We start from the raw sequence: 20,605 nt of genomic DNA, 5'->3' as shown, positions 1-20,605 counted from the left end.
AATTTTTGTGTACTACAACGAGATGCGATGCGCCATAAATTTTAATTGGCAATTGGCACGTTTTGAAATGCTTGGGTATTGGGAATGTAGATATCTACGTTGCTAACTTCTTTAGGAATTTGCAACCATACATAAGCGTCGGCTGAAGACTGGTTCGCTATTTTCATTGAGTACAGAGAAACTGTACCTGTTGATTTATCATCAACCGCCTGGTAAGTTTCGCTAGTTTCGGGGTTGCGGGCTGTTGCCCCACCTATATACATAGCATCGCTGCCAACTGCCTCTTGCGGTCTTAGCAAGCGGACGCGCACTTGCACGTTTACTACATCAGGCTGACTTTTAACTCTATTTACTTGTAGTAATTCTACTTGTCCTTTAGTTTTAAAGGCAGGCTGAACAAATTGCCCTGGTTGGATGCCAGCATTACTTACAGGGGCTTGTGTAATAGTAGGATTGGGTGCTGTAGGCGATACAGTTGTTGGAGGAACGGTATTAAGAGGAACTGCGGAGTAAGTCGCAGATGTGCCATCATTGGTTTGTGCTGTCAACGGGGCTTGAGTTTGGGCATTGGAATTAGCAGCAGATAAACTATTGATGCTATCTCTTACTTGGCTGAGTTCTTGCCGCAGTTGAGAGACTTGAAATAATGTTAAGCCCGTACCTAATAAAGCCAGACTAGATAGTAATAATGCGATCGCCGCCAAAGTTTTATTACCTTTATTGCTGGGATACTGGATAACAGTGGGACTAGGAGGAGTATTTAAACCTCGATCTTGGGCTGCCATAGTGTTAGATGCCAAAAATAGTTTGTATATTAACTGAATTTATGGTAGATACAATCTCTGCGACTGGTTTTTCTGAGCCTAATAGCCGGATTACTTAAGCAGTCATTGTAAAAATTATATCCAAGGTAAATTTTCAGGGGTTCTGTCTGGGGAAAGGTTTACTTAGATTTGGTAATTTGGGGCTGAAAAATGCCTAAAATCTAACATCGCGATCGCAAAATAATCAGATGTGGCAATTATTCAAAAGTAAATCGGTAAAGTTCGCCAGTGGCATGACTAAACAGACAAGTTTAGTTCTAATTTTGCTCAACGCCCAGTTCAGCATTAGCCAACCAGTTGCAGCTAAAAGAAATATTCAGGGCATTTACGCCCAGTCTGCGCTACCCGATCTGTTAAAATCTCCTAATTCTGTTTGCCCAGCGCAGTTAGGTACGGCAATAGATAGGATTATCGATCGCCCCCAATTTAGCAGATCGCGTTGGGGAATCGTCGTTCAAAAATTAAATAATGCTCAAAATCTCTATAGCCGCGATGCAGATAAATATTTTATTCCCGCTTCAAACCTCAAACTACTAACAACTGCTGCGGCTTTACAAAAGTTAGGGGCAAACTTTCGGTTTCGCACTTCCATTTATGGCACAGATGACGGGCTGCTGCGCCTTGTGGGAAGGGGAGATCCAAGTTTGACAGATGTGCAGCTTACAGCATTAGCAAGGCAGTTGAAGCTTACCGGAGTGCGTCAATTAATATATTTAGGAGTTGAAGGCGATCGTGCTGACGATATCATCAGCCCAGATTGGGAATGGGGAGATATTCAGGCAGATTATGGCGCACCCATTGGCAGCTTAATTTTGAATCAAAATGCTGTAACGTTACAGCTATTACCGCAACAAGTAAATCAACCATTGCGCCTTGTTTGGCAAGATCCAATTGCTGCAAGAATGTGGCAAGTTGATAATCAATCGGTGACAGCAAAGCCAAAATCACCAGCAGAAGTTGTAGTAAATAGAGATTTAAGCGGTATTTTGCAGATAAGCGGACAGTTAAGCGCCGATTCTCCACCTGAATCAGTAGCGCTAGCTGTAGTCAACCCAGCAGAAAATTTTGTGCAGCATTTGCGCCGCGTACTATTGGTTGCAGGGATTGCGGATAATAGCGACAGGGTAAGACTAAATATTATTGAAGTGCAAAAGCAACTAGCTAAAGCACCTGAACTTGCAGCCATAAATTCGTCGCCCTTATCGCAGTTATTAATAGAGACAAATCAAAATAGCAACAACTTGTATGCAGAAGCGTTGTTACGGGCGTTAGGAAGTAGGGTAAATTCCTCTAATAGTAACTCGCAAAAAGGAATAATTGCAGTCAAACAAGCTTTGACAACACTAGGAGTAGATGCAACTGGGTATGTATTAGCAGATGGTTCGGGATTGTCGCGGCATAATTTAGCAACGCCAAAAGCGATCGCCCAAACCCTCAATGCAATGGCAAAGTCACCCCAGGCGGCTATTTATCGCGCCTCCTTGCCAATAGCAGGCGTTAGCGGTACGCTGAAAAATCGCTTGCAAGGTACGCCCGCTCAAGGTATTGTCAGTGCTAAGACAGGGACGATAAGTGGTGCTATTGGGTTGTCAGGGTATATAGAAGCGCCAAATTACGAACCTCTAGTTTTTAGTATTATTGTCAATCAATCAGATCGACCTACGACAGTTTTAAGACAAGCTGTTGATGAAATTGTCGTTAATCTTGCCAGCTTGCGTCGTTGCTAAATTTGGGCAAACTAGGATAGCAAGATTTATCTGGGGGTAAAAGTATGGCGCAGCAGAAGATTTATCTAGGGTTGTATCTCCTGGTTACGATTCTAGTTAGAATGTGCAACTTCCTAAAGAGATTCACAAAGAAGGGGCGCGTCATGCAGTCTAAGAAGTACGCGAATCGTCTTAAACGCTAACGTGATGCAGGTAGTTAGCTTATGGCGACCTGACTCGGTGCGGTTTTTACTAGCTTACAACGAGCGCGATTGCGAATCGGGACGCGGTTTCTCTAGTGGATTAGGAAGAAATTGCTTAAGCGATAATGCAGCACTACAATTAAACCAAGGGCAAAAAGAACCGAAACGTACTGCCTTTACCTAATTCGCTTTCAACTGCAATCTCGCCGCCTTGCAGTTCAACTAGACGGCGGGATATAGCTAAACCTATCCCCGTACCTCCAGAATGACGCGACCTGGACCTGTCTGCTCGATAAAAGCGCTCGAATATATGCGGTAAATGCTCTGGAGCAATCCCAATGCCTGTATCTGTAACTGCTAACCACAGCGAACCTGGCTCTACCCAGGCGCAAAGTGCGATCGCACCTGTAGGTGTATAAAGTAGGGCATTACCTAGCAAATTTACTAATACTTGTTCTGTGCGATCGATATCTGCTAATACTAGCGGCAATTGCGGCGGACATTGCAAACTTAAAGTTGGTCCTTCTTCTAACAATTGATCGGCAAATCTTTGTACTAATGACTCTAATAAGGGACGTAAGTTAACAGGTTGCAAGTTAATTGCCAAGTATCCTGCTTCAGCTTTAGATAGTTCTTGTAAATCGTTAACTAACCTTTCTAAGCGCTTAGTTTCAGTTGCTATTTGCAGATATATTTCTGGTGAAGGTGCTATTCCTCCTTCGGCTAGTTCTTCTAAATATCCCCGCACAATGGTTAAAGGTGTCCTTAGTTCGTGTGTAAGATCGCTAATTAGTTCTCTACGCCTTTGTTCTACTCCTTCTAAACTATCTGCCATGCGGTTAAAACTAGCGCTGAGGCTATTGAGTTCGGGAATATCGCTCGCAGGTAAACGCCGATCTAATTGTCCTGATGCAAACTGCTGAGTCATTTGTTCCATTTGCGTCAAACTTTGGACGATACGCCGCGATAGCCAATAACTCAATGCTCCTGATGCTGTGGTACTAGCAATTACCGACCAAAATGTGCCGCGATACCAAGCATTTTCAAAGCCTTCAATTAGTTGCGGACGAGCGTAACGCAACCGAAAACCCGTACCCTCTAACTGTTCTAGCTTCAGAACGAAAAAGCGCGGCGAAGAAATTTTGCCGATCGCAACCAAACTAATTATCCCCACAGTCATTACCAAAATGTGAGAAAAAAATAAGCGCGATCGCAATCCCCATCTAGTCATTAGCTTTCTCGGTCTTCAAATTTATAACCTACACCCACTACTGTTTTAATAAAAGTCGGATTGCTAGAATCTGGCTCAATTTTCTTCCGCAACCGCGCCACATGAGTATCTACTACTCGTTCATCGCCAAAAAAGTCGCTACCCCAAAGTTTATCTATTAATTGGCTGCGGTTCCATACCCTGCCAGGATTGCTGACAAACATCGTTAATAAGTTAAACTCTAATGTTGTCAAATCTAATAGTTCTTCAGCATCTTTACTATTTAGATGGCGGCTAGCAGTGTGCGCGTCTACATCAACGCTAAAATGCTCGGTGCGATAGGTTTGATGCTGTCCGCCTTGGCGCAAACTCCGCCTTAGTAGCGCTCTTACTCTCGCAACTAATTCTCTGGGACTAAAAGGTTTAACTAAATAATCATCTGCGCCAGTAGACAAACCAATTACGCGATCGATTTCTTCACCTTTAGCTGTGAGCATCAATATATAAGGATCTTTTGTCCCAGGCTTTTGCCTGATTCTGGCGCATAGTTCTAGTCCATCTAACCCAGGGAGCATCAAGTCTAGAATAATTAAATCTGGCTGTTGCTCTTGAACTAACCGCAATGCATTCAAACCATCAGGACTAATCTGGCAAGAAAATCCTTCTTTTTCTAACGATAGTTGAATCAGTTTGGCAATCTCCGGTTCGTCCTCGACAATCAAAATATCCATAAAGCTGTTGGCGGTAAGCTATAACCTATTCAAACAACTATCTTCATTATCCAGCTAGAAACTAATAGTTTGCTGTGAAAAGCAAGTTGGTTGTGGGTAATATAAGCGAGGCTTACTGCTGATGTCGTTGAATTATGTAGGCAAGGATGAGAAAAATTAGATTCTAGTCATGAAGTTGCATCCAGGGAGGAAAAATAGTGCTAGCAAGACGTACTCGAATTTGGCTGTGGATAGCAGCGCTAGTGACAGCTTTGATGGGAGTAGTCAACCTCCTATCGGCTGTGTCTCTTAGCTATTATGACCGGATTCAATGGCTAGATGGGTTTTATACTTTTCCAATTCGCGCCACAGGACGTATGTTTGCCGCCATTACTGGCTTTATTCTGCTGATGCTCTCAGCTAATTTGCTCAGACGCAAGCGGGTTGCTTGGTTGCTAACTGTGGGATTACTAATTATTTCTATAATCAGCCATTTAGTCAAAGGCTTAGATTATGAAGAAAGCTTGCTAGCTGGGGCTTTGATCGTGCAATTATTGTTGATGCGGAATGTATTTACAGCCAATAGCGATCGCCCTGCTATTACTCAAGGAATTAAAGCATTAATTGGTGCTTTGCTGTTTACATTAGCTTATGGCATAGCAGGTTTTTATATCCTCGATCGCCAATATTCTGTTAACTTCGATCTTCAAAATGCAGTTAGCCAAACTTTGGCAATGTTTTTTACCGAGGATAATGCAGGGTTACAGCCAAAAACGCAATTTGGCGAGTTTTTTGCTAATTCAATTTATATCATCGGATTTGCTACGCTTAGTTATGCTTTAATCATGTTGCTACGACCTGTCTTACTGCACGATCGCTCTGATGCTGTAGACAGAAAACGAGCAAAAGCGATCGCCCAAGAGTACGGTCAGTCTTTTTTAGCTAGGCTGGCTTTACTTGATGACAAAGCATACTATTTTAGTCCTTCTGGTGCAAGTACAATTTCTTACGTAGCCAAAGGACACAGCGCGATCGCTTTAGGCGATCCTATTGGTGCAATTGCAGATAGACGCGAAGCTATTATTGGTTTTCAACACTTTTGCGCTCGCAATGATTGGTATCCTGCTTTCTATCAAACTTCGCCTGACAGTATAGATTTATACAAATCTTTAGGCTTTCGCAGCTTGCAAATCGGCGAAGAAGCAATTATCGATCTGCATAAGTTTTCGCTCAAAGGTAAAGCTAATCAAAATTTGAGAACTGCGATCAATCGTTTAACTAAAACCGGACATGAGTTTGCGTTTTACACTCCACCAATTAGCGATCGCATATTAGAACAACTTAAAGTCGTCAGCAATGAATGGTTGCAGTTGATGCATGGCGCAGAAAAAAGGTTTTCTGTAGGTTGGTTTACTGATGACTACGTGCGAAATTCTCAAGTGGTAGCGGTACATACTTCCAACGGGGATATTTGCGCTTTTGCTAATATATTTCCTGCTTATCAAGGTAAAGAAGTAACTATAGACTTGATGCGGCGACGGCTGGAGGTAGAAAATGGCACGATGGAATTTCTCTTTGCTTCTATGCTGCAACAATATCAAAAATTGGGCTACGACAGTTTCAATTTAGGCTTATCAGCCTTATCTGGAGTTGGAGAAACCAAAGGATCGCCGCATCTAGAAAGAGTTTTGCATTACCTTAGCGCCCACCTCAACCAGTTTTATAGCTTTGAAGGGCTGCACTCATTCAAAGATAAGTTTAATCCCCAATGGCAGCCGCGCTATTTGATTTATCCTACTTTAACGGCTTTGCCAAGTATAATTACGTGTTTAGTCAGGGCTGATTCTGGCGATCGCTTGTGGGACTATTTCAAACCCGATCTCTAGCGCATTGCCTCTCTACCGAGCATAAACATTCCAGCTACGCCTAAGCTAACTAACCAAATATATTGATGCCAATAGTTTCTTACTTGCTCTATCGTACTTAGTTCGGGATGCAAAGAATATAGATACAAAGTTAGTATTGCTAGTGTTAGCGCTCCAAAGCCAACAAAAGTTAAACCTGCAATAATTCTTGAGGCTTGTAAGTCGTCATCTGTAATTTGTTCTAGCTCGATTTCTGCTAGCTGTTGCAGCGAGTTTTCAGCTAATAAGGAAGTTTTCTGCAAGTTAGTAGCTAAATTTTGCGGCAATATTGGCACTAATGTGGCTACAGTTTTACGCCGTAGCAAGCCTTCTGTATCTCGCAGCAACTCCACTGGTGAGCGATCGCTAGTAATGATATTTGGCTCTGCGTCTGGTTCTAAATTCATTACTTGCCTCTAGTACCGATGGTAGCGATCGCCCAACTCATGCTGAAATTATGAATTAGCTGCCTGCAATTCGTCAAGCCGCAAAGCGGCAATTCGCGAATTAGTCAGTACGCGAAGAACGTGCTACCAATTGAAGACTACCTTGCATTAAAGATTTTTGGTGGGGACGTGTACCCAAATTAATTACGAATTACGAATTACGAATTACGAATTATTTGGTCAAGCCTGGCTAACACTTCCATGCTATGAACTATAGGATTTACTTTTACAAATGTCTCGCGCAAGATGCCTTGAGGATCGATGATAAAACTATGACGCACTGATGCAATACCCAGCCACGAACCGTAGGCTTTACTAACTTCGCCTGTTGTATCAGCTAGTAAGGGAAACTTTAAGCCTTCCGAGTCGCAAAACTCGGCATGAGATTCTACTGAATCTGCGCTAATGCCAATAATTTGCGCGTTTCTATCGATATATTTGGGTAAATCTTGCTGAAACCGTCGCGCTTCGATTGTGCAGCCTTCGGTAAAGTCTTTGGGGTAAAAATATACTACTACCCATTTGCCTGCATAATCAGACAAGGAAACTTTGCCGTCGCCTGTATTTGTCGGTAAGGTAAATTCAGGGGCAGGGCGATCTACAGGAGGCAATTTGCCGCCTATAGCGCTAGCTGCTGGTACGTTCAACCAGCTAAGGAATGTTAGACAAATAGCCAAGATGAGACTAAGGGCAGTACGACGCGATCGCATTTTATTAACCAATTGTAAACTTATTTTAAGCTTACCAATCAATCTGTATGTTTGGGCGTAGCTGCTACTTCTAGATACTGACTGTCAATGAGAAAAGTACCTTTGGTAAAGCGTACAGCCCAATAGCCACCAGGACGGCGATCGCTAACCGTGCCTTCTTCCCCTAGCGATATGATATCGGCAGGACGAAGCATTGGCATTGGTTCGGCAGTTTTGAGATAAGGAGGAAGGGCGACAACTCTAACTTGTGCGCCGATAGTAAATTCTTGAGACATAATTTAGCCTTTGCAGGGTGCAATTATTGCACCCCTAAACTTAAATTAATAAGCAAGTACGCTCGGTTGCTGCCAACGATTAACAGCTTTGCCAATGACAGCAAGTTCCGACATCAAATGGTCAAAACGGTCTGGAGTCAACGATTGAGGACCATCAGATAGAGCCTTAGCGGGGTTGGGGTGAACCTCTATCATTAACGAATCTGTCCCTGCGGCGATCGCTGCTAGTGCCATTGAGGGGACATATTCCGCTTTTCCCGTACCGTGACTGGGGTCAATCATAATCGGTAAGTGAGTTAGCGATCTTAAAACTGGGATTACAGATAAGTCTAGAGTATTGCGGGCATACTGGCGGTCAAACGTGCGTATTCCCCTTTCGCAAAGAATTACATTTGGGTTGCCTGCTGCCATAATGTATTCTGCTGCCATTAGCCATTCTTCAATCGTTGCAGACATTCCTCGCTTGAGTAAAACGGGTTTTGGCTGTGCGCCGACTTTTTTGAGCAGCGAGAAGTTCTGCATATTTCTCGCGCCTACTTGCACTACATCTGCTACAGATGCGATTTTGTCGAGTTCTGCTGCATCCATAACTTCGGTAATAATGCCAAGTCTTGTCTCCGTTCGCGCTGCAGCTAGCAATTCTAAAGCACTCTCGCCGTGTCCTTGGAAAGCGTAGGGAGATGTACGGGGTTTGTATGCGCCACCACGCAAAAATTGCGCTCCGGCGGCTTTGACGCGCCGTGCTGTTTCGACAATCATTGTTTCATTTTCAACGGAACAAGGACCAGCAACAACTACAACTGGATGGTTTTGCCCAAAGTGTACTGCGCCGCTGGGAGTATCGACTACGACATCGCTTGCTTGTCCGTGACGAAATTCTAAACTAGCTCGTTTGAAAGGTTGTTCTACACGCAAAACTTGTTCGATCCAGGGACTTGTTTCTTGGATTTGTAAAGGATCGAGGCTAGCAGTTTCGCCGACTAAGCCGATTACTACTTTATGCTTGCCAATAATTTTTTCTGGAGTTAAACCGCGATCGCTTAATTCTTCGCTGATGCGGGCAATCTCAGCTTCGGGCGAACCGCTTTTCATGACCACAATCATTTTAGATTCCTATATCTACAAATATCCGAGCCTAAATAAAAATCTAACACTCCCCTATTAAATAACAGGGGAGTGAATGCAAGTGAAATTTGCGAATATTTTTGATTTTTTAGCCCTGATTATATATTAATTATAACTTTGGGCTATGTAGGTGCTGCTAGCACGAGTTAAACGTTTTTTTGCCGAGTCGAACGCCAAGCTGACATCATGCGTCCCCAATTTACAGTAAATTCTTGCCAACCGAGTTTACTGCCTGCTACTTCCTCATCCCAAGAAGCAGAAAGTATGCCATAAGTAAGACCTAACACGCTCAAACCCAAAAAGCCCATACTTACTAGCAATACAGTTACATGGGGAGGATGAAACCAACCACGACTTAGGACGATATAGCCAGCAATTAGCGTTGCCATACCTAGAACTGTTGGTACGCCACAAAATACTGCCATCCGCCGCGCCATGCGATCGCTAACTACTTTTGGCACTGCCATTTCTTCTTTGGTAAATGGTGGCGCTTTTTCAGTCTTTTTGCTACTTACAGCGGCTTTTGATTGTGGTTTGCTAACGCTAGGCTGTTTTTTCTCTGGTTTGCTAGCAGTTTTTGCAGGCTTGCTAGCAGGTTTTTCAGATTTATTCGCAGGTTTCCCTGCTTTTGCTGTCTTTTTACTCGGTTCAAAAGGTAGAGGATTGCGCTGGGGTTCGGCAGCCATTAGTTCAACTCCTTGTTTAACCGCGAATGCCCAAGCGAGCGATCAATGCTTGATATTTTTCCTTGTTTGACTTTTGCACGTAGGCAAGAAGTTGTTTGCGTTGACCAATGATTTTCAATAATCCACGTCGGGATGAATGGTCTTGTTGATTTGCTTTAAGGTGTTCGCTCAGGCGGTTAATCCGCTCAGTTAGCATAGCAATTTGAACTTCAGAGGAGCCTGTATCAGTTTCGTGAACTTGATAGTCAGCGATTAATTCCTGTTTGCGCTGTTGCGTCAGTGCCATAAAAAGTTAGTTTTTGATTAATGCAGCAATTTACCATATTACCACAGTCTCTTAGGTGGCGAGATTGGGGGATGGGGAGAATTAAATTATTTTCTTCCTTGTCCCCCTTGTCCCCTCATCTACAAGCAGGAGGGAGAAAATTTCCTACTTCTTGTTTTTAAAGTAAGCTTCCATTACTTGCAATACCATTGGCGCACAAATTTTTCCACCGCCACCACCAGAATGTTCGGCGAAGGCGACAACGACAATTTCGGGCTTGTTGCTGGGTGCATAACCGCCAAACCATGTATGCGATTTGTTGCCAAATGCTTCTGCTGTGCCACTTTTACCGGATGCTGGCGGAATTGTAGGCGAGTTTAACGCTTTGCCTGTACCGCCATCTACTACTTGGCGCAAGCCTTGACGCAACACGCGTACGGTGTCTGGCTTGAGATTTAAAGATTTGCGCCAGGATTTGGCTTCTTCATTATCTTTTAATAAGTGTGGCTGGATTAGATAGCCGCCATTGGCAGGTACGGCGAACATCATTGCTACTTGCAGGGGCGTTACTTGCAAAAATCCTTGCCCGATAGACATATTCACGGTATCGCCTACACTCCAGGGTAAATCTAGGTTTTCCCGCTTCCATTTATCGTCTGCAACTAAGCCACGTGCTTCTTCTGAGGCTAGTTCTATGCCTGTTTTCTTGCCAAAACCATAGCGGCGCGTCCAGTCAATTAATGTCGATCCGCCTATACCTCTGCCTATTTGATAAAAGAATGTATCGCTACTCCATGCTAGCGCCCCTGCAAAGCCTAAAGGTCCAAATCCTGCTAGGTTCCAATCACAAAATCTAGTACCGCCAATATTCATGCAAGCGTAGGTGGAAAGTACGGTATTGGGAGCAAATTTGCCTGATTCGATCCCTGCTGTTGTGGTAATAATTTTGTACGTACTAGCTGGCGGAAAACCCCTTAAGGCGCGGTTGACGAAAGGATGGTCTTTGCTTTGCAAGCTTTTCCACTGGCTGGAGGTGATGCGTTTGGTAAAGATGTTAGGGTCGAAATCTGGGCGGCTAACCATTGCTAGAACTGCGCCGTTACGCGGATCTAAAGCAACGATCGCTCCTTGACGATTTCCTAATGCTTTTTCTGCTGCTTTTTGTACGTTTAAGTCTAAGGTTAAATGGACATCTTGCCCTGTTTTTGCCTGTTTTCGTCCGACTATGCGAATAATTCGCCCTTTGCCATCTACTTCTACTTGCTGACCGCCCCATTCTCCTCTTAGCTTTTGCTCAAAGGCGGATTCTACTCCCATTTGTCCGACTATATCGCCCAAACGATAGCCTTGCTTGCGCTTTTTGGCTAATTCTTTGTCGCTCATTTCTCCGGTATAACCGAGGACGTGGGCGGCTATTTGCCGATTGGGATACTCTCTTACAGCTTCAATATATACTTCAACGTCTTTTAGTTGGTTGTGATATTCTGCAAGGGCGGTAATTTGGGCTTGATTGAGATCCCGCGCTACTCTCACTAATGTAGGCGAGTTGTAACCTGCTTTATCTAAACGCTTTTGAATTTCTGCTTCGGGTGTATGCAGAATTTGAGCTAGGCGTTTTCTTGTCGCTGTCCATTCTACGTTTTTGGGAGCCATTGGCCATACGTACACGGCATGAGATAGACGGCTGCTAGCTAAGATTTTGCCGTGACGGTCGAAGATGTTACCGCGTTCTGGTTGTTTGGGTAAAGTCCGAATCCGGTTGCTTTCCGCTTGCTGGCGATAGCGCGTCCCTTCCATTATTTGCAGGTAAGCAAGGCGGCTACCAATCCCACCAAACATTGCTAAACTTATGCCCAGCATGATAAATAATGACTGGTAGTTTTTACCTACATTACGGGTAGTGACATTTTTGTTAATCCGAGCAGACCGCAAAAAGGACATATTGGGGATAATAAAATCTAAGCTTAGGCGATTTTACAGGCGATCGCATTTAGGTAGTTGGTTGGGTAGCAGGACGGAAAAAGTAGTCCATCCTTGAGCGTTTTCAACTTCGATCGTACCTTGTAGTTGCTCAATTAGCTTTTGGATCAGGGCTAATCCTAACCCAGTACCTCCTTGTTTCCAGGGGTCGGCGTTGGGAACGCGATAGAATTTATCGAAAATATGTGCCAACTGATTTTCAGGGATTTCTACTGAATTACTGACCGTAAATAAAGTTGCGGCTTCGCTAGCTTGGTAGCAAATGCTCAAGACAATTTCCCCACCTCGTGGAGTGTATTTGCAGGCATTATTCAGTAGTTCTGCTAATATCCTCTCCAAGCTGGCGCGATCGGAAATTATTAGGGGCATGGGGGGAAGATTTAGTTGTAAAGTTTGCTGGCGTTCCCCAGTGCGGACGCGAAACGGCTCAATTAGCTCGGCTACCATTTTTTCTAGATCGATCGCGTCGTTAAGAAAGAGCGAATAAGAGCCAGCTTCTAGCCGTTGTAAATCTAGTAGTTCGTTAATAAGTTGGCTTTCACGATCGCATTCTGCTTGCAAAATCTCTAAGTAGCGCGATTGCTTTTCAGGATTAGGAGACATTTTGAGCATTTGGATCGCCATTTTCATATTTGTAATCGGAGTCCGCAATTCGTGAGAAACGGTACTCAAAAAGTCGTCTTTAAGAGCATTGAGTTTTTCTAGTTCCTCAACTTGGGCTGTAGCAGTAGCGTACAATCGAGCTTGGCGAATTGCGATCGCGCATTGATTGGCTACTTGCTGCACTAATCTAATTTCCAATTCGTCAAAAGCATAGTTTTTGCGATTGAACAGCCATAAATCTCCTAGCACTGTGCGATCGTCAACAATCGGACAAGATAGCACTGCCATCTGGCTGCGGATTGGATCGCAAGTTAGGTGACAATATTGAAAATACTCACCTTGCAACAGTTGGCGATAAAACTCAGGCAAGTCATCCATTTGCACGACGCACCCTATAGAGGAGGGCGTTGTTGGCGTGTCAATTTTGCTAGAAACTGTGTATGAATAGCAAATAGTTGAAGTTCTAGCCTCAAGGTCGTACATCGCCGCATCGCAACAGATGATGTCAAGTACGAGGGCTAGTTCTTGTACGGCAGTTTGAATAATTTGATGTTCGTCAAGGCTACCCTTGACTTTATCGACAAGGCGTTTGAGCGTTGCTTCAAAGTCTAAAGCCTGTTGTAATTGAGCAGTGCGCTCGCTTACTAAGTTTTCTAAGTTGGTATTAAGGTGCTGGAGCGCTTTTTCGGCTTGTTTGCGCTCTGTAATATCTGCAAATGTTAGCACTCCAGCAATTATTTTTCCTGAGCGATCGCAAATTGGCGCGGCGTTAGCGTGCATAGTGCGCCGAACGCCATCACCGCATTGATATTCAATCTCCTCACCTACAACTACCTCGCCTTTAATCGCCGCCCGTACCAAGGGCAAATCGTTGAGTTTGTAAGGTTGCCCATCTGGGTAAAAACCTTTGTACTGGTCGTATCCCTCAAAATTAGCAGTTGACAAAACAGGATGGCGCAAAATCTTTTCTACCTGCTCGTTGCTGAGGAGCAGCCGCCCTGAAGGAGCTTCGGCAATCATTACCGCCGCAGGCATCTGCTGCAAGACTGCTGCCAAGAAGGCACGCTCAACTTCTATCCGTTTTGATGCTTCTTGGCGCACGTGGCTCATCTCTAAATTGGCGCGGACGCGAGCTAGCAATTCACGCGCAGAAAAAGGTTTAATTAAGTAGTCGTCTGCTCCAGCTTCAAGTCCTTCAATGCGGGATTCTTCTCCTGCACGCGCAGATAGCAGAATAATTGGCAGTTCTTTAGTATCTGGATCGTTACGTAAAGCTTGCAGTAGCTCGAACCCATTTAACTTGGGCATCATCACGTCTGTTAGTACCAAATCTGGCATCCGTTCGCGTACGGCAATAAGTGCTGCTTCTCCATCAGCTACCGCCTCTACTTCATAAGCAGGGCTAAGTAAACGCTTGACATAACCGCGCATATCTGCGTTATCGTCTACTAGCAGAATGCGAGCGCTAGAGGAATGCACGCCTAGATGGTATTTGTAAGTTTCTTCTGTGCCGACAACGTTGTCCCAACCATTTGCTGGCTGCCAGCGCCATGCTTCCCCTACATAATCGGCAGCCTTAGTAACAGGTGGTTGGAGGTTATCAGGTGCTAACATAGGTTGCGATCGCAAATGGGCAGATCCAGTGGGAATTACTACAGTGAAAGTCGTTCCTTCTCCTACTACGCTCGACACGCGCACTGTACCGCCGTGTAACTTGACTAATTCTTGTACTAACGCCAAACCAATCCCCGAACCTTCGTGAGTGCGCGATCGCGCCCCCTGGATGCGGTGGAAGCGTTCAAATATATGGGGTAACTCTGGGGCTGGAATACCTGTACCAGTATCGCGCACCGTTAGCTCAACGCCATCGCCTACTGCTTGCAATTTGACAGCAATTTCTCCAGTGAAAGTAAATTTTAGGGCATTTGACAGCAGGTTCAAAACAATTTTTTCCCACATTTCGCTGTCGATAAAAATTGGCTTGTCAAGTGGCGGGCAATCAACTTGAAAACTCAATCCTGCTCTTTCTATTGCCGAACGAAATACACTTGCTAGTTCTGCTGTGAAACTTGCTAAATCTACCTGTTTGTAGACAGCCTGCATTCTGCCTGCCTCAATGCGGGCAAAGTCTAGCAAGGTATTTACCAGTTTGAGTAAGCGGAGGCTATTGCGGTGTACCATCTCCAATTGTCCGCGTTCTGAAACGTTTAGCGAACTTGAATTGGATAAAATATCTTCAAGGGGACCGAGCATCAGCGACAAGGGCGTGCGAAACTCGTGACTGATGTTGTTGAAGAATACAGTTTTGGCGCGGTCTAATTCCGCTAAAGCCTCGTTAGCCAAGCGTAGCTGTCTGTTTACTTTTTGCAACTCTTGCGATCGCAAATAGATTTCAGTTCCCATCTGCTTGATTGTCTCTTGTAGCTCTTGCTCTATTTCAAGCTGCTTATTTCCCTGTTGTTTAAGCTTGACAAACTCGGTTACGTCCTCAGTTCGATGGATGATATGGGTAATCTCGCCATTTGCTCCAAAAACTGGTGAATTGATTGGACTCCAATACTTTTCTTCAAATCCGCCTCCTGCTGATTCTGGGCGACGAACGTCGTACTTCTGCACCGCCATAGTATGCGCAACCCGATGCTTTAACACGAGTTCTAGCGAATTTCGCCAATTATAAACCCCTGTAGCACTGATTTCTTCAGGATTGTCTGGAAAAACATCAAAGACATAGCGCCCGATAATTTCCTCCCGTTTTGTCTGCGTAGCCCGCAAGTAGGCATCGCTAGCTGCTGCGATTGTCAAGTCGGGCGTTAAGACTATATACAAGTTTGGGGCTGACTCAAATAAAACTCGAAAGTCAGGCGTTGTCACATTGGCTTGAGAGTAGGTCATGTTGATGTAGCTTCAAGATTATTTTCTCAAATGCGATGCCTATGCGTTCTCCTATCGGAGCCGACAATAAGTAAGAAAAGTTTGGCTTGAGGGTATGTAATGCGCGACGTGTCCCTGACGCTGTCAAGTGCCACGTATAATCTTTGCAATTAAGGATAGTTATTTTCCTATCCAAATCATGCTTCTGGATATCTCGCTCTTTCAGAGCTTTTTAAGATAAGATTTTTAGGATAAACATGATGTGTTTACAAATTATCTATTTATATGATAGTTCGTATATATCAAATGTAGTGAAAAATCTCCTTTTCCTTAGCGATCGCTTTACTGTCGATCTATGCCAAATACTTAGGGTTGAGAGTGTTTTTTTATAGCAATAAGCAATTTTTTATACAAAATACGTTCGCTGCGTAAATTAAAGAAAAAGCCACTGTTCGGTGCATATCTTAGTTTAGAGGGCGATCGCACGCGATTTTGTATTTTTTTTAAGCTCTTTATCCTACTTTTCGGTTACGCCAATCTTTTCTATATATTTATATTTGATGACATATAAATTCTTGAGTTAATCGCTCTTATCAGAATCATTTTTACTACCCAAGATTGGTTTATTCGTTGACATCTTTGTTAAGGTAGAAAAATGATATGTTATCCTGAGATAAACACTTAAATCAGAACGGTAAATTAAGACTATTTACTCATCAATCTAGAATAGATAGTTTAGTATTTTTATTCCTGATAATAACTGTACTGTTATTATTACAAGAATGATACCGTTCAAAGTGAGGTGAACGGGACTAGCCCAGCGGCGGCGACGGAATTTTAGGATAATAGTGGCGCTAGTAGCTAATAATACAACTAAAGCGATCGCTCCGAGAGAATGAGTAGCATTGTTAACCATTTTAAAGTTAATCGCCAGTTCTACCAACCAGACGATTACAGTTAATGATAGTAGTGTAATGCCTAAGCGTTTGTGAACTTTTTGGATGTTGAAAGTTTCTATTACATCTTTACCGCTTTTCCCTAATCGAGCATTACGGTAACGCCAGCCATAGACTGCAACAATCGTCGATAGCAATACAACTAATAACCCGCTACTAGGATGAACTAACAATCTCCAATTTAAACTCACAAAATTTATTTCAAAAACCTTAGTTTTATTATAACTACTCTTTTTCGTACATTAGTTTATGTTTAGCTAGTAGTTGGAGATATTGACTATTTGTCTTTGCTTCTATCCATTTTGCTTTAAAAATTGCTGCAGATTCAGCTTTAATTGGATCTACTTCATAGGGTAAGACATTTTGTCTCGCTGCCATTAAAGCTTCTTTAGTTGGTTCCTTTTGGGGATTTTGCTTGAATTTATTGCCACTTTTATGATTTGCATATCTGCGCGATCGCGTATAACCCATTTGCAGAAACTTTCGTGCCATATCTGCACCAATAAAATCATCGCGATCGAGATAATCTAGGAACATTTTATATATTTGTTCGCTAGATTGTTTAGCAATTTCTGGATTTTTAAAGCGCCAATAGGGGAGAATTTCTGATTTATAAGGTTCTACTAAAAGTACGCCTTGTTCGCCTTTACCGACTCGATATAGCTCAGGAGAAGTACGAAAATCAATATTTTTAAAATCTAAAGAATAGTCAAAGGGAAGCATAAATAATTCGTAATTCGTAATTCGTAATTCATAATTTAATTAGCAGGAGTTTTAGCAATTAAATTATGAATTAGACATTATTTACTATTTACCAGTAACCTTCTCAACTATTTTTTCTGCACCTTCTGCAGCTTTTTCTAAGACATTTTCACCAGGATTTTCTTTTCTGTATTCCTTCAAATTTTCGCTAAAAACTTTATCTGGGTCTTCAGCAGCCTTGATTTGCTCCTCATAAGCTTGTTCGCGATCGCTTGCAGATTGACTTTGTTTATCTAAATTCTCCTGCTGGATTAGCTTCTGATTGGGAGTTGCGGCGAAACTAGCTTGAGTGCTGACAACAAATAAACTTGATAGACTAATAAAGCCAATCAGCAAAATTACTAAAACTTGCCGAAAAGCATTGGTTAACATTGAAAAAATCGGCTGCATATAAACTTACTCCTTATTTTTGGGTGAAATCAATGCAGATATGCACCTAAAGCACAGGCATTAAATTCAAGACTGACAAGCATCGTAAGGGGCGATCGCTACTCAAGCCTTCTACCTTTGAGCGTATATTGGCAAAAATAAGCGGTTACAGTTCGCAAGTAGAACTGCAACCGCTTAACTAGACTAAATTTGCTTATGCATCATCTAATGCAGCAATACCAGGAAGTTCCTTGCCTTCAAGCAATTCCAAGCTAGCGCCGCCGCCAGTAGAAATATGGCTCATTTGGTCAGCAAGTCCGACCTTTTCCACAGCAGCAACAGAGTCACCGCCGCCGATGATAGTAGTAGCATCCTTTTTGGTTAATTCAGCTAGAGAGTAAGCGATTGCTTCAGTTCCTTTAGCGAACTTATCAAACTCAAATACACCCATAGGACCGTTCCAAATCACGCTTTTGCAATCAGCTAGCGCGTCTTGGAAAGTTTTCACAGAATCAGGACCAATATCTAAACCCATGCCATCATCGGGGATATTGTCGATACTTACAGTTTGAGCATTAGCATCAGCCGCAAACTTATCAGCAACAACTACATCAGTAGGCAGCAAAAAGGCAACGCCGCGCTCTTTTGCCTTGGCTTCCAAAGACTTAGCCAATTCTAGCTTGTCCTCTTCTACCAAAGACTTACCGACATTGATACCACGAGCTTTATAGAACGTGAAAATCATGCCACCGCCTAGCAGCAGCTTGTCACATTTATCGAGCAGAGTCTCAATTACGCCAATTTTGCTAGAAACCTTTGAGCCGCCAATAATTGCCGCTAAAGGACGCTGAGGATTATCAATCGCACTTTGCAAATATTGCAATTCTTTGTCAATCAAGTAGCCAGCAACCGAAGGGCTGAGGTAGTGAGTTACGCCCTCAGTGGAAGCATGAGCGCGGTGTGCTGTACCAAATGCGTCATTAACGTACAAATCGGCATTTGCAGCTAGCTGTTTGGCAAATTCGGGGTCATTTTTTTCCTCTTCTGGGTGGAAGCGGACATTTTCTAGCATAAGTACCTGACCATTTTGCATGGTTGATACTTTGGCTGCGACTTCATCGCCAATACAGTCATCGCACTTAATTACATCTTGACCGAGTAATTCCGATAAGCGCTTGGCAACTGGAGTAAGGCGCAACTTATCATCTACACCCTTGGGACGACCAAAATGGCTAGCTAAAATTACCTTAGCGCCTTTTTTGGTTAAATCTTGAATAGTAGGTAAAGCAAACCGAATCCGAGTATCATCGGTGATGTTGCCTTGGTCATCCAAAGGCACATTAAAATCTACTCGTACTAAGGCACGTTTGCCTGATAAGTCTGATGATGATAAATTTGCTAAAGTTTTTTTGGACACAGCGTTAACCTCCTGATTGCGTTTTTAGTTTTGTCAACTGTTTAGCGCCGTCCACAATTCTACCGGAGCTAGGTATCGTAGGTGTCTGTTAATGTTTAAGACTATTTTGTTTCCCATCGACCAAAGCCGAGAAGCAAGAGAAGCGGTTGAAGTAGTTGCCAACGTTGTCAACCAGTACAACAGTCGGTTAATTCTGCTATCAGTATTAGAATCGCCATCGACTGAAGAACCGCCAAGTGCAGAGGTAATGGCATCTCCAGAAGCCGTTGCCAAGTTACTCCAAACTGCCCAATCTTTATTTAATCAGCAAGGAATCCAAGCTGAAGTAATCGAAAGAGAAGGCAAACCTGCTTTTACAATCTGCGATGTAGCCGATGAAATAGGTGCAAATTTAATTATCATGGGCTGTCGAGGCTTAGGGTTAACCGAAGAAGGCGCATCAGAAAGCGTTACCAACCGAGTTATTAACCTTTCCCCTTGTCCAGTCCTTATTGTTCCCTAGAAATCAGTGACCAGGTGAAAGAGAAAGAGAAAAATACTCTAGTCTAAGTAGCTGATAACCAATAACGGATGATGATGAGATAGTTAATCTTCCAAACAATTAACAGTAACTAGCTACTGGTTCTTAACTGGTCACTGGTTACTGGTCACTGGTCACTGTAAAAGTCTCCCCTTCCTCCCTCATGACAACTCCCCCCATCCAGTGGTATCCAGGTCACATCGCTAAGGCAGAAAAGGCGCTTAAAGAGCAGCTAAAGCTTGTGGATGTAGTTTTAGAGGTACGCGACACGCGCATTCCTCTGGCGACTCATCATCCCCAAGTCCAAGAATGGTTGGGTAATAAGGCGCGGGTGTTGGTACTAAACCGTGTAGATGCTATCTTGCCACAAGCACAGCAAGCTTGGGAAAGATGGTTTAGACAGCAGGGGGAACAGCCTTATTTTACTAATGCTCAAGCAGGTAAAGGTGTAGCTGCTGTAGCCAAGGCAGCGCAGCAAACTGGTGTAGAACTCAATCAACGGCGTGTTAGTCGTGGAATGTTACCTCGTCCCGTTCGGGCGGTGGTAATTGGGTTTCCGAATGTGGGCAAGTCGGCTTTGATCAATCGTTTGTTAAATCGGCGCGTAGTAGAAAGTGCGGCGCGTGCTGGTGTAACTCGTCAGTTGCGGTGGGTAAGAATTTCCGAGCAATTGGAACTATTAGATGCTCCAGGGATTATTCCCATTAAGTTAAATAATCAACTGGCTGCGTTTAAATTAGCTATTTGCGATGATATTGGCGATGCTGCTTATGATAATCAAAGAGTTGCGATCGCCCTTATCAATCTCTTACAACAATTAGGCGAAACTGCCGCAGATTTTTTGCCTCATAACCCGCTATATACTCGCTACGAACTCGATGCTGTAACTATGACAGCCGAAGATTACCTGCACGCTTTAGCCGAAAAACGCCATAAAGGAGACGTAGAACGTACTGCAAGACAGTTGTTGACAGATTTTCGTAAAGGTGCATTAGGGGCGATCGCTCTGGAAGTACCGCCGAATGCATAAGATTTATTCAGCTACTTATTTTGTTGCAGTTTT

19 protein-coding genes are annotated in these 20,605 nt (G+C 43.4%); 4 read left to right on the top strand and 15 right to left on the bottom strand.

The window, feature by feature from the left end; translation table 11 throughout:
- Positions 1 to 41: 41 nt before the first annotated feature.
- On the bottom strand, positions 42 to 800 hold the full coding sequence (locus UH38_RS09345; RefSeq protein ID WP_235355149.1) for a hypothetical protein: 759 nt from the start codon (positions 798 to 800) through the stop codon (positions 42 to 44).
- 257 nt (positions 801 to 1,057) lie between these two features.
- On the opposite strand from UH38_RS09345, the gene dacB reads away from it, so the two are divergent.
- Entirely contained in the window at positions 1,058 to 2,551 is a 1,494-nt protein-coding gene (gene dacB, locus UH38_RS09340; RefSeq protein ID WP_045054491.1) for a D-alanyl-D-alanine carboxypeptidase/D-alanyl-D-alanine endopeptidase, read from the top strand.
- A gap of 321 nt (positions 2,552 to 2,872) precedes the next feature.
- Here dacB and UH38_RS09335 read toward each other — a convergent pair whose 3' ends face one another.
- Positions 2,873 to 3,964: a sensor histidine kinase gene (locus UH38_RS09335; RefSeq protein ID WP_045054389.1), complete on the bottom strand. Its 1,092-nt coding sequence runs from the start codon at positions 3,962 to 3,964 to the stop codon at positions 2,873 to 2,875.
- Positions 3,964 to 4,674, bottom strand: coding sequence for a response regulator transcription factor (locus UH38_RS09330; RefSeq protein WP_045054388.1), 711 nt, complete (start codon positions 4,672 to 4,674; stop codon positions 3,964 to 3,966). Before UH38_RS09330 ends, UH38_RS09335 begins: the two co-directional genes overlap by 1 nt.
- Positions 4,675 to 4,928: 254 nt before the next feature.
- On the opposite strand from UH38_RS09330, the gene UH38_RS09325 reads away from it, so the two are divergent.
- Positions 4,929 to 6,539, top strand: coding sequence for a bifunctional lysylphosphatidylglycerol flippase/synthetase MprF (locus UH38_RS09325; protein WP_407640445.1), 1,611 nt, complete (start codon positions 4,929 to 4,931; stop codon positions 6,537 to 6,539).
- Here UH38_RS09325 and UH38_RS09320 read toward each other — a convergent pair.
- The 12 genes from UH38_RS09320 to UH38_RS09265 all read right to left on the bottom strand — a co-directional run bounded on the left by UH38_RS09320 (position 6,536) and on the right by UH38_RS09265 (position 19,022).
- Positions 6,536 to 6,964 carry a hypothetical protein gene (locus tag UH38_RS09320; protein ID WP_045054386.1) on the bottom strand — a complete coding sequence of 143 codons (429 nt, stop codon included), beginning with the start codon at positions 6,962 to 6,964 and terminating at the stop codon, positions 6,536 to 6,538. The genes UH38_RS09325 and UH38_RS09320 overlap by 4 nt on opposite strands.
- A gap of 197 nt (positions 6,965 to 7,161) precedes the next feature.
- Complete coding sequence (locus UH38_RS09315; protein WP_045054490.1) at positions 7,162 to 7,713, bottom strand: peroxiredoxin; 552 nt, start codon at positions 7,711 to 7,713, stop codon at positions 7,162 to 7,164.
- Positions 7,714 to 7,751: 38 nt separating this feature from the next.
- Positions 7,752 to 7,988 carry a regulatory protein SipA gene (gene sipA / locus UH38_RS09310; protein WP_045054385.1) on the bottom strand — a complete coding sequence of 79 codons (237 nt, stop codon included), beginning with the start codon at positions 7,986 to 7,988 and terminating at the stop codon, positions 7,752 to 7,754.
- A gap of 45 nt (positions 7,989 to 8,033) precedes the next feature.
- Positions 8,034 to 9,092 carry a 3-deoxy-7-phosphoheptulonate synthase gene (aroF, locus tag UH38_RS09305; protein ID WP_045054384.1) on the bottom strand — a complete coding sequence of 353 codons (1,059 nt, stop codon included), beginning with the start codon at positions 9,090 to 9,092 and terminating at the stop codon, positions 8,034 to 8,036.
- 167 nt (positions 9,093 to 9,259) lie between these two features.
- Positions 9,260 to 9,799 carry a PAM68 family protein gene (locus UH38_RS09300; protein WP_045054383.1) on the bottom strand — a complete coding sequence of 180 codons (540 nt, stop codon included), beginning with the start codon at positions 9,797 to 9,799 and terminating at the stop codon, positions 9,260 to 9,262.
- Positions 9,800 to 9,815: 16 nt separating this feature from the next.
- Positions 9,816 to 10,085 (bottom strand): 30S ribosomal protein S15, encoded by a 270-nt coding sequence (gene rpsO / locus UH38_RS09295; protein WP_045054382.1) that lies wholly within the window; start codon positions 10,083 to 10,085, stop codon positions 9,816 to 9,818.
- 144 nt (positions 10,086 to 10,229) lie between these two features.
- Positions 10,230 to 12,005 carry a penicillin-binding protein 2 gene (gene mrdA / locus UH38_RS09290; protein ID WP_045054381.1) on the bottom strand — a complete coding sequence of 592 codons (1,776 nt, stop codon included), beginning with the start codon at positions 12,003 to 12,005 and terminating at the stop codon, positions 10,230 to 10,232.
- A 33-nt stretch (positions 12,006 to 12,038) separates the two neighbouring features.
- On the bottom strand, positions 12,039 to 15,539 hold the full coding sequence (locus UH38_RS28440; RefSeq protein WP_052672318.1) for an ATP-binding protein: 3,501 nt from the start codon (positions 15,537 to 15,539) through the stop codon (positions 12,039 to 12,041).
- A gap of 700 nt (positions 15,540 to 16,239) precedes the next feature.
- Positions 16,240 to 16,665 carry a DUF4079 family protein gene (locus tag UH38_RS09280; protein ID WP_045054380.1) on the bottom strand — a complete coding sequence of 142 codons (426 nt, stop codon included), beginning with the start codon at positions 16,663 to 16,665 and terminating at the stop codon, positions 16,240 to 16,242.
- Positions 16,666 to 16,699: 34 nt separating this feature from the next.
- Entirely contained in the window at positions 16,700 to 17,197 is a 498-nt protein-coding gene (locus UH38_RS09275) for a DUF4385 domain-containing protein (RefSeq protein WP_045054379.1), read from the bottom strand.
- Positions 17,198 to 17,281: 84 nt separating this feature from the next.
- Positions 17,282 to 17,626, bottom strand: coding sequence for a hypothetical protein (locus UH38_RS09270; protein ID WP_045054378.1), 345 nt, complete (start codon positions 17,624 to 17,626; stop codon positions 17,282 to 17,284).
- Between the two features lie 193 nt (positions 17,627 to 17,819).
- Complete coding sequence (locus tag UH38_RS09265) at positions 17,820 to 19,022, bottom strand: phosphoglycerate kinase (RefSeq protein ID WP_045054377.1); 1,203 nt, start codon at positions 19,020 to 19,022, stop codon at positions 17,820 to 17,822.
- A 91-nt stretch (positions 19,023 to 19,113) separates the two neighbouring features.
- Between UH38_RS09265 and UH38_RS09260 the strand changes: the two genes are divergently transcribed.
- Positions 19,114 to 19,524: a universal stress protein gene (locus UH38_RS09260; RefSeq protein WP_045054376.1), complete on the top strand. Its 411-nt coding sequence runs from the start codon at positions 19,114 to 19,116 to the stop codon at positions 19,522 to 19,524.
- A gap of 181 nt (positions 19,525 to 19,705) precedes the next feature.
- Positions 19,706 to 20,572: a ribosome biogenesis GTPase YlqF gene (ylqF, locus tag UH38_RS09255; RefSeq protein ID WP_045054375.1), complete on the top strand. Its 867-nt coding sequence runs from the start codon at positions 19,706 to 19,708 to the stop codon at positions 20,570 to 20,572.
- Positions 20,573 to 20,605: the final 33 nt, after the last annotated feature.

The organism is Aliterella atlantica CENA595 (assembly GCF_000952155.1).
Taxonomy (GTDB): domain Bacteria; phylum Cyanobacteriota; class Cyanobacteriia; order Cyanobacteriales; family Chroococcidiopsidaceae; genus Aliterella; species Aliterella atlantica.
The sequence above is the reverse complement of the archived record's forward strand: the minus strand, read 5'-3'. Positions and strand labels throughout refer to the sequence as shown.

Coding starts and splice junctions, on each gene's coding strand:
- UH38_RS09325 (WP_407640445.1), top strand. CDS start 4,929: ATGGGAGTAGTCAACCTCCTATCGGCTGTGTCTCTTAGCTATTATGAC.
- UH38_RS28440 (WP_052672318.1), bottom strand. CDS start 15,539: ATGACCTACTCTCAAGCCAATGTGACAACGCCTGACTTTCGAGTTTTA.
- UH38_RS09270 (WP_045054378.1), bottom strand. CDS start 17,626: ATGCAGCCGATTTTTTCAATGTTAACCAATGCTTTTCGGCAAGTTTTA.
- UH38_RS09335 (WP_045054389.1), bottom strand. CDS start 3,964: ATGACTAGATGGGGATTGCGATCGCGCTTATTTTTTTCTCACATTTTG.
- aroF (WP_045054384.1), bottom strand. CDS start 9,092: ATGATTGTGGTCATGAAAAGCGGTTCGCCCGAAGCTGAGATTGCCCGC.
- sipA (WP_045054385.1), bottom strand. CDS start 7,988: ATGTCTCAAGAATTTACTATCGGCGCACAAGTTAGAGTTGTCGCCCTT.
- UH38_RS09320 (WP_045054386.1), bottom strand. CDS start 6,964: ATGAATTTAGAACCAGACGCAGAGCCAAATATCATTACTAGCGATCGC.
- UH38_RS09275 (WP_045054379.1), bottom strand. CDS start 17,197: ATGCTTCCCTTTGACTATTCTTTAGATTTTAAAAATATTGATTTTCGT.
- UH38_RS09300 (WP_045054383.1), bottom strand. CDS start 9,799: ATGGCTGCCGAACCCCAGCGCAATCCTCTACCTTTTGAACCGAGTAAA.
- UH38_RS09330 (WP_045054388.1), bottom strand. CDS start 4,674: ATGGATATTTTGATTGTCGAGGACGAACCGGAGATTGCCAAACTGATT.
- UH38_RS09315 (WP_045054490.1), bottom strand. CDS start 7,713: ATGCGATCGCGTCGTACTGCCCTTAGTCTCATCTTGGCTATTTGTCTA.
- mrdA (WP_045054381.1), bottom strand. CDS start 12,005: ATGTCCTTTTTGCGGTCTGCTCGGATTAACAAAAATGTCACTACCCGT.
- rpsO (WP_045054382.1), bottom strand. CDS start 10,085: ATGGCACTGACGCAACAGCGCAAACAGGAATTAATCGCTGACTATCAA.
- UH38_RS09260 (WP_045054376.1), top strand. CDS start 19,114: ATGTTTAAGACTATTTTGTTTCCCATCGACCAAAGCCGAGAAGCAAGA.
- ylqF (WP_045054375.1), top strand. CDS start 19,706: ATGACAACTCCCCCCATCCAGTGGTATCCAGGTCACATCGCTAAGGCA.
- dacB (WP_045054491.1), top strand. CDS start 1,058: ATGACTAAACAGACAAGTTTAGTTCTAATTTTGCTCAACGCCCAGTTC.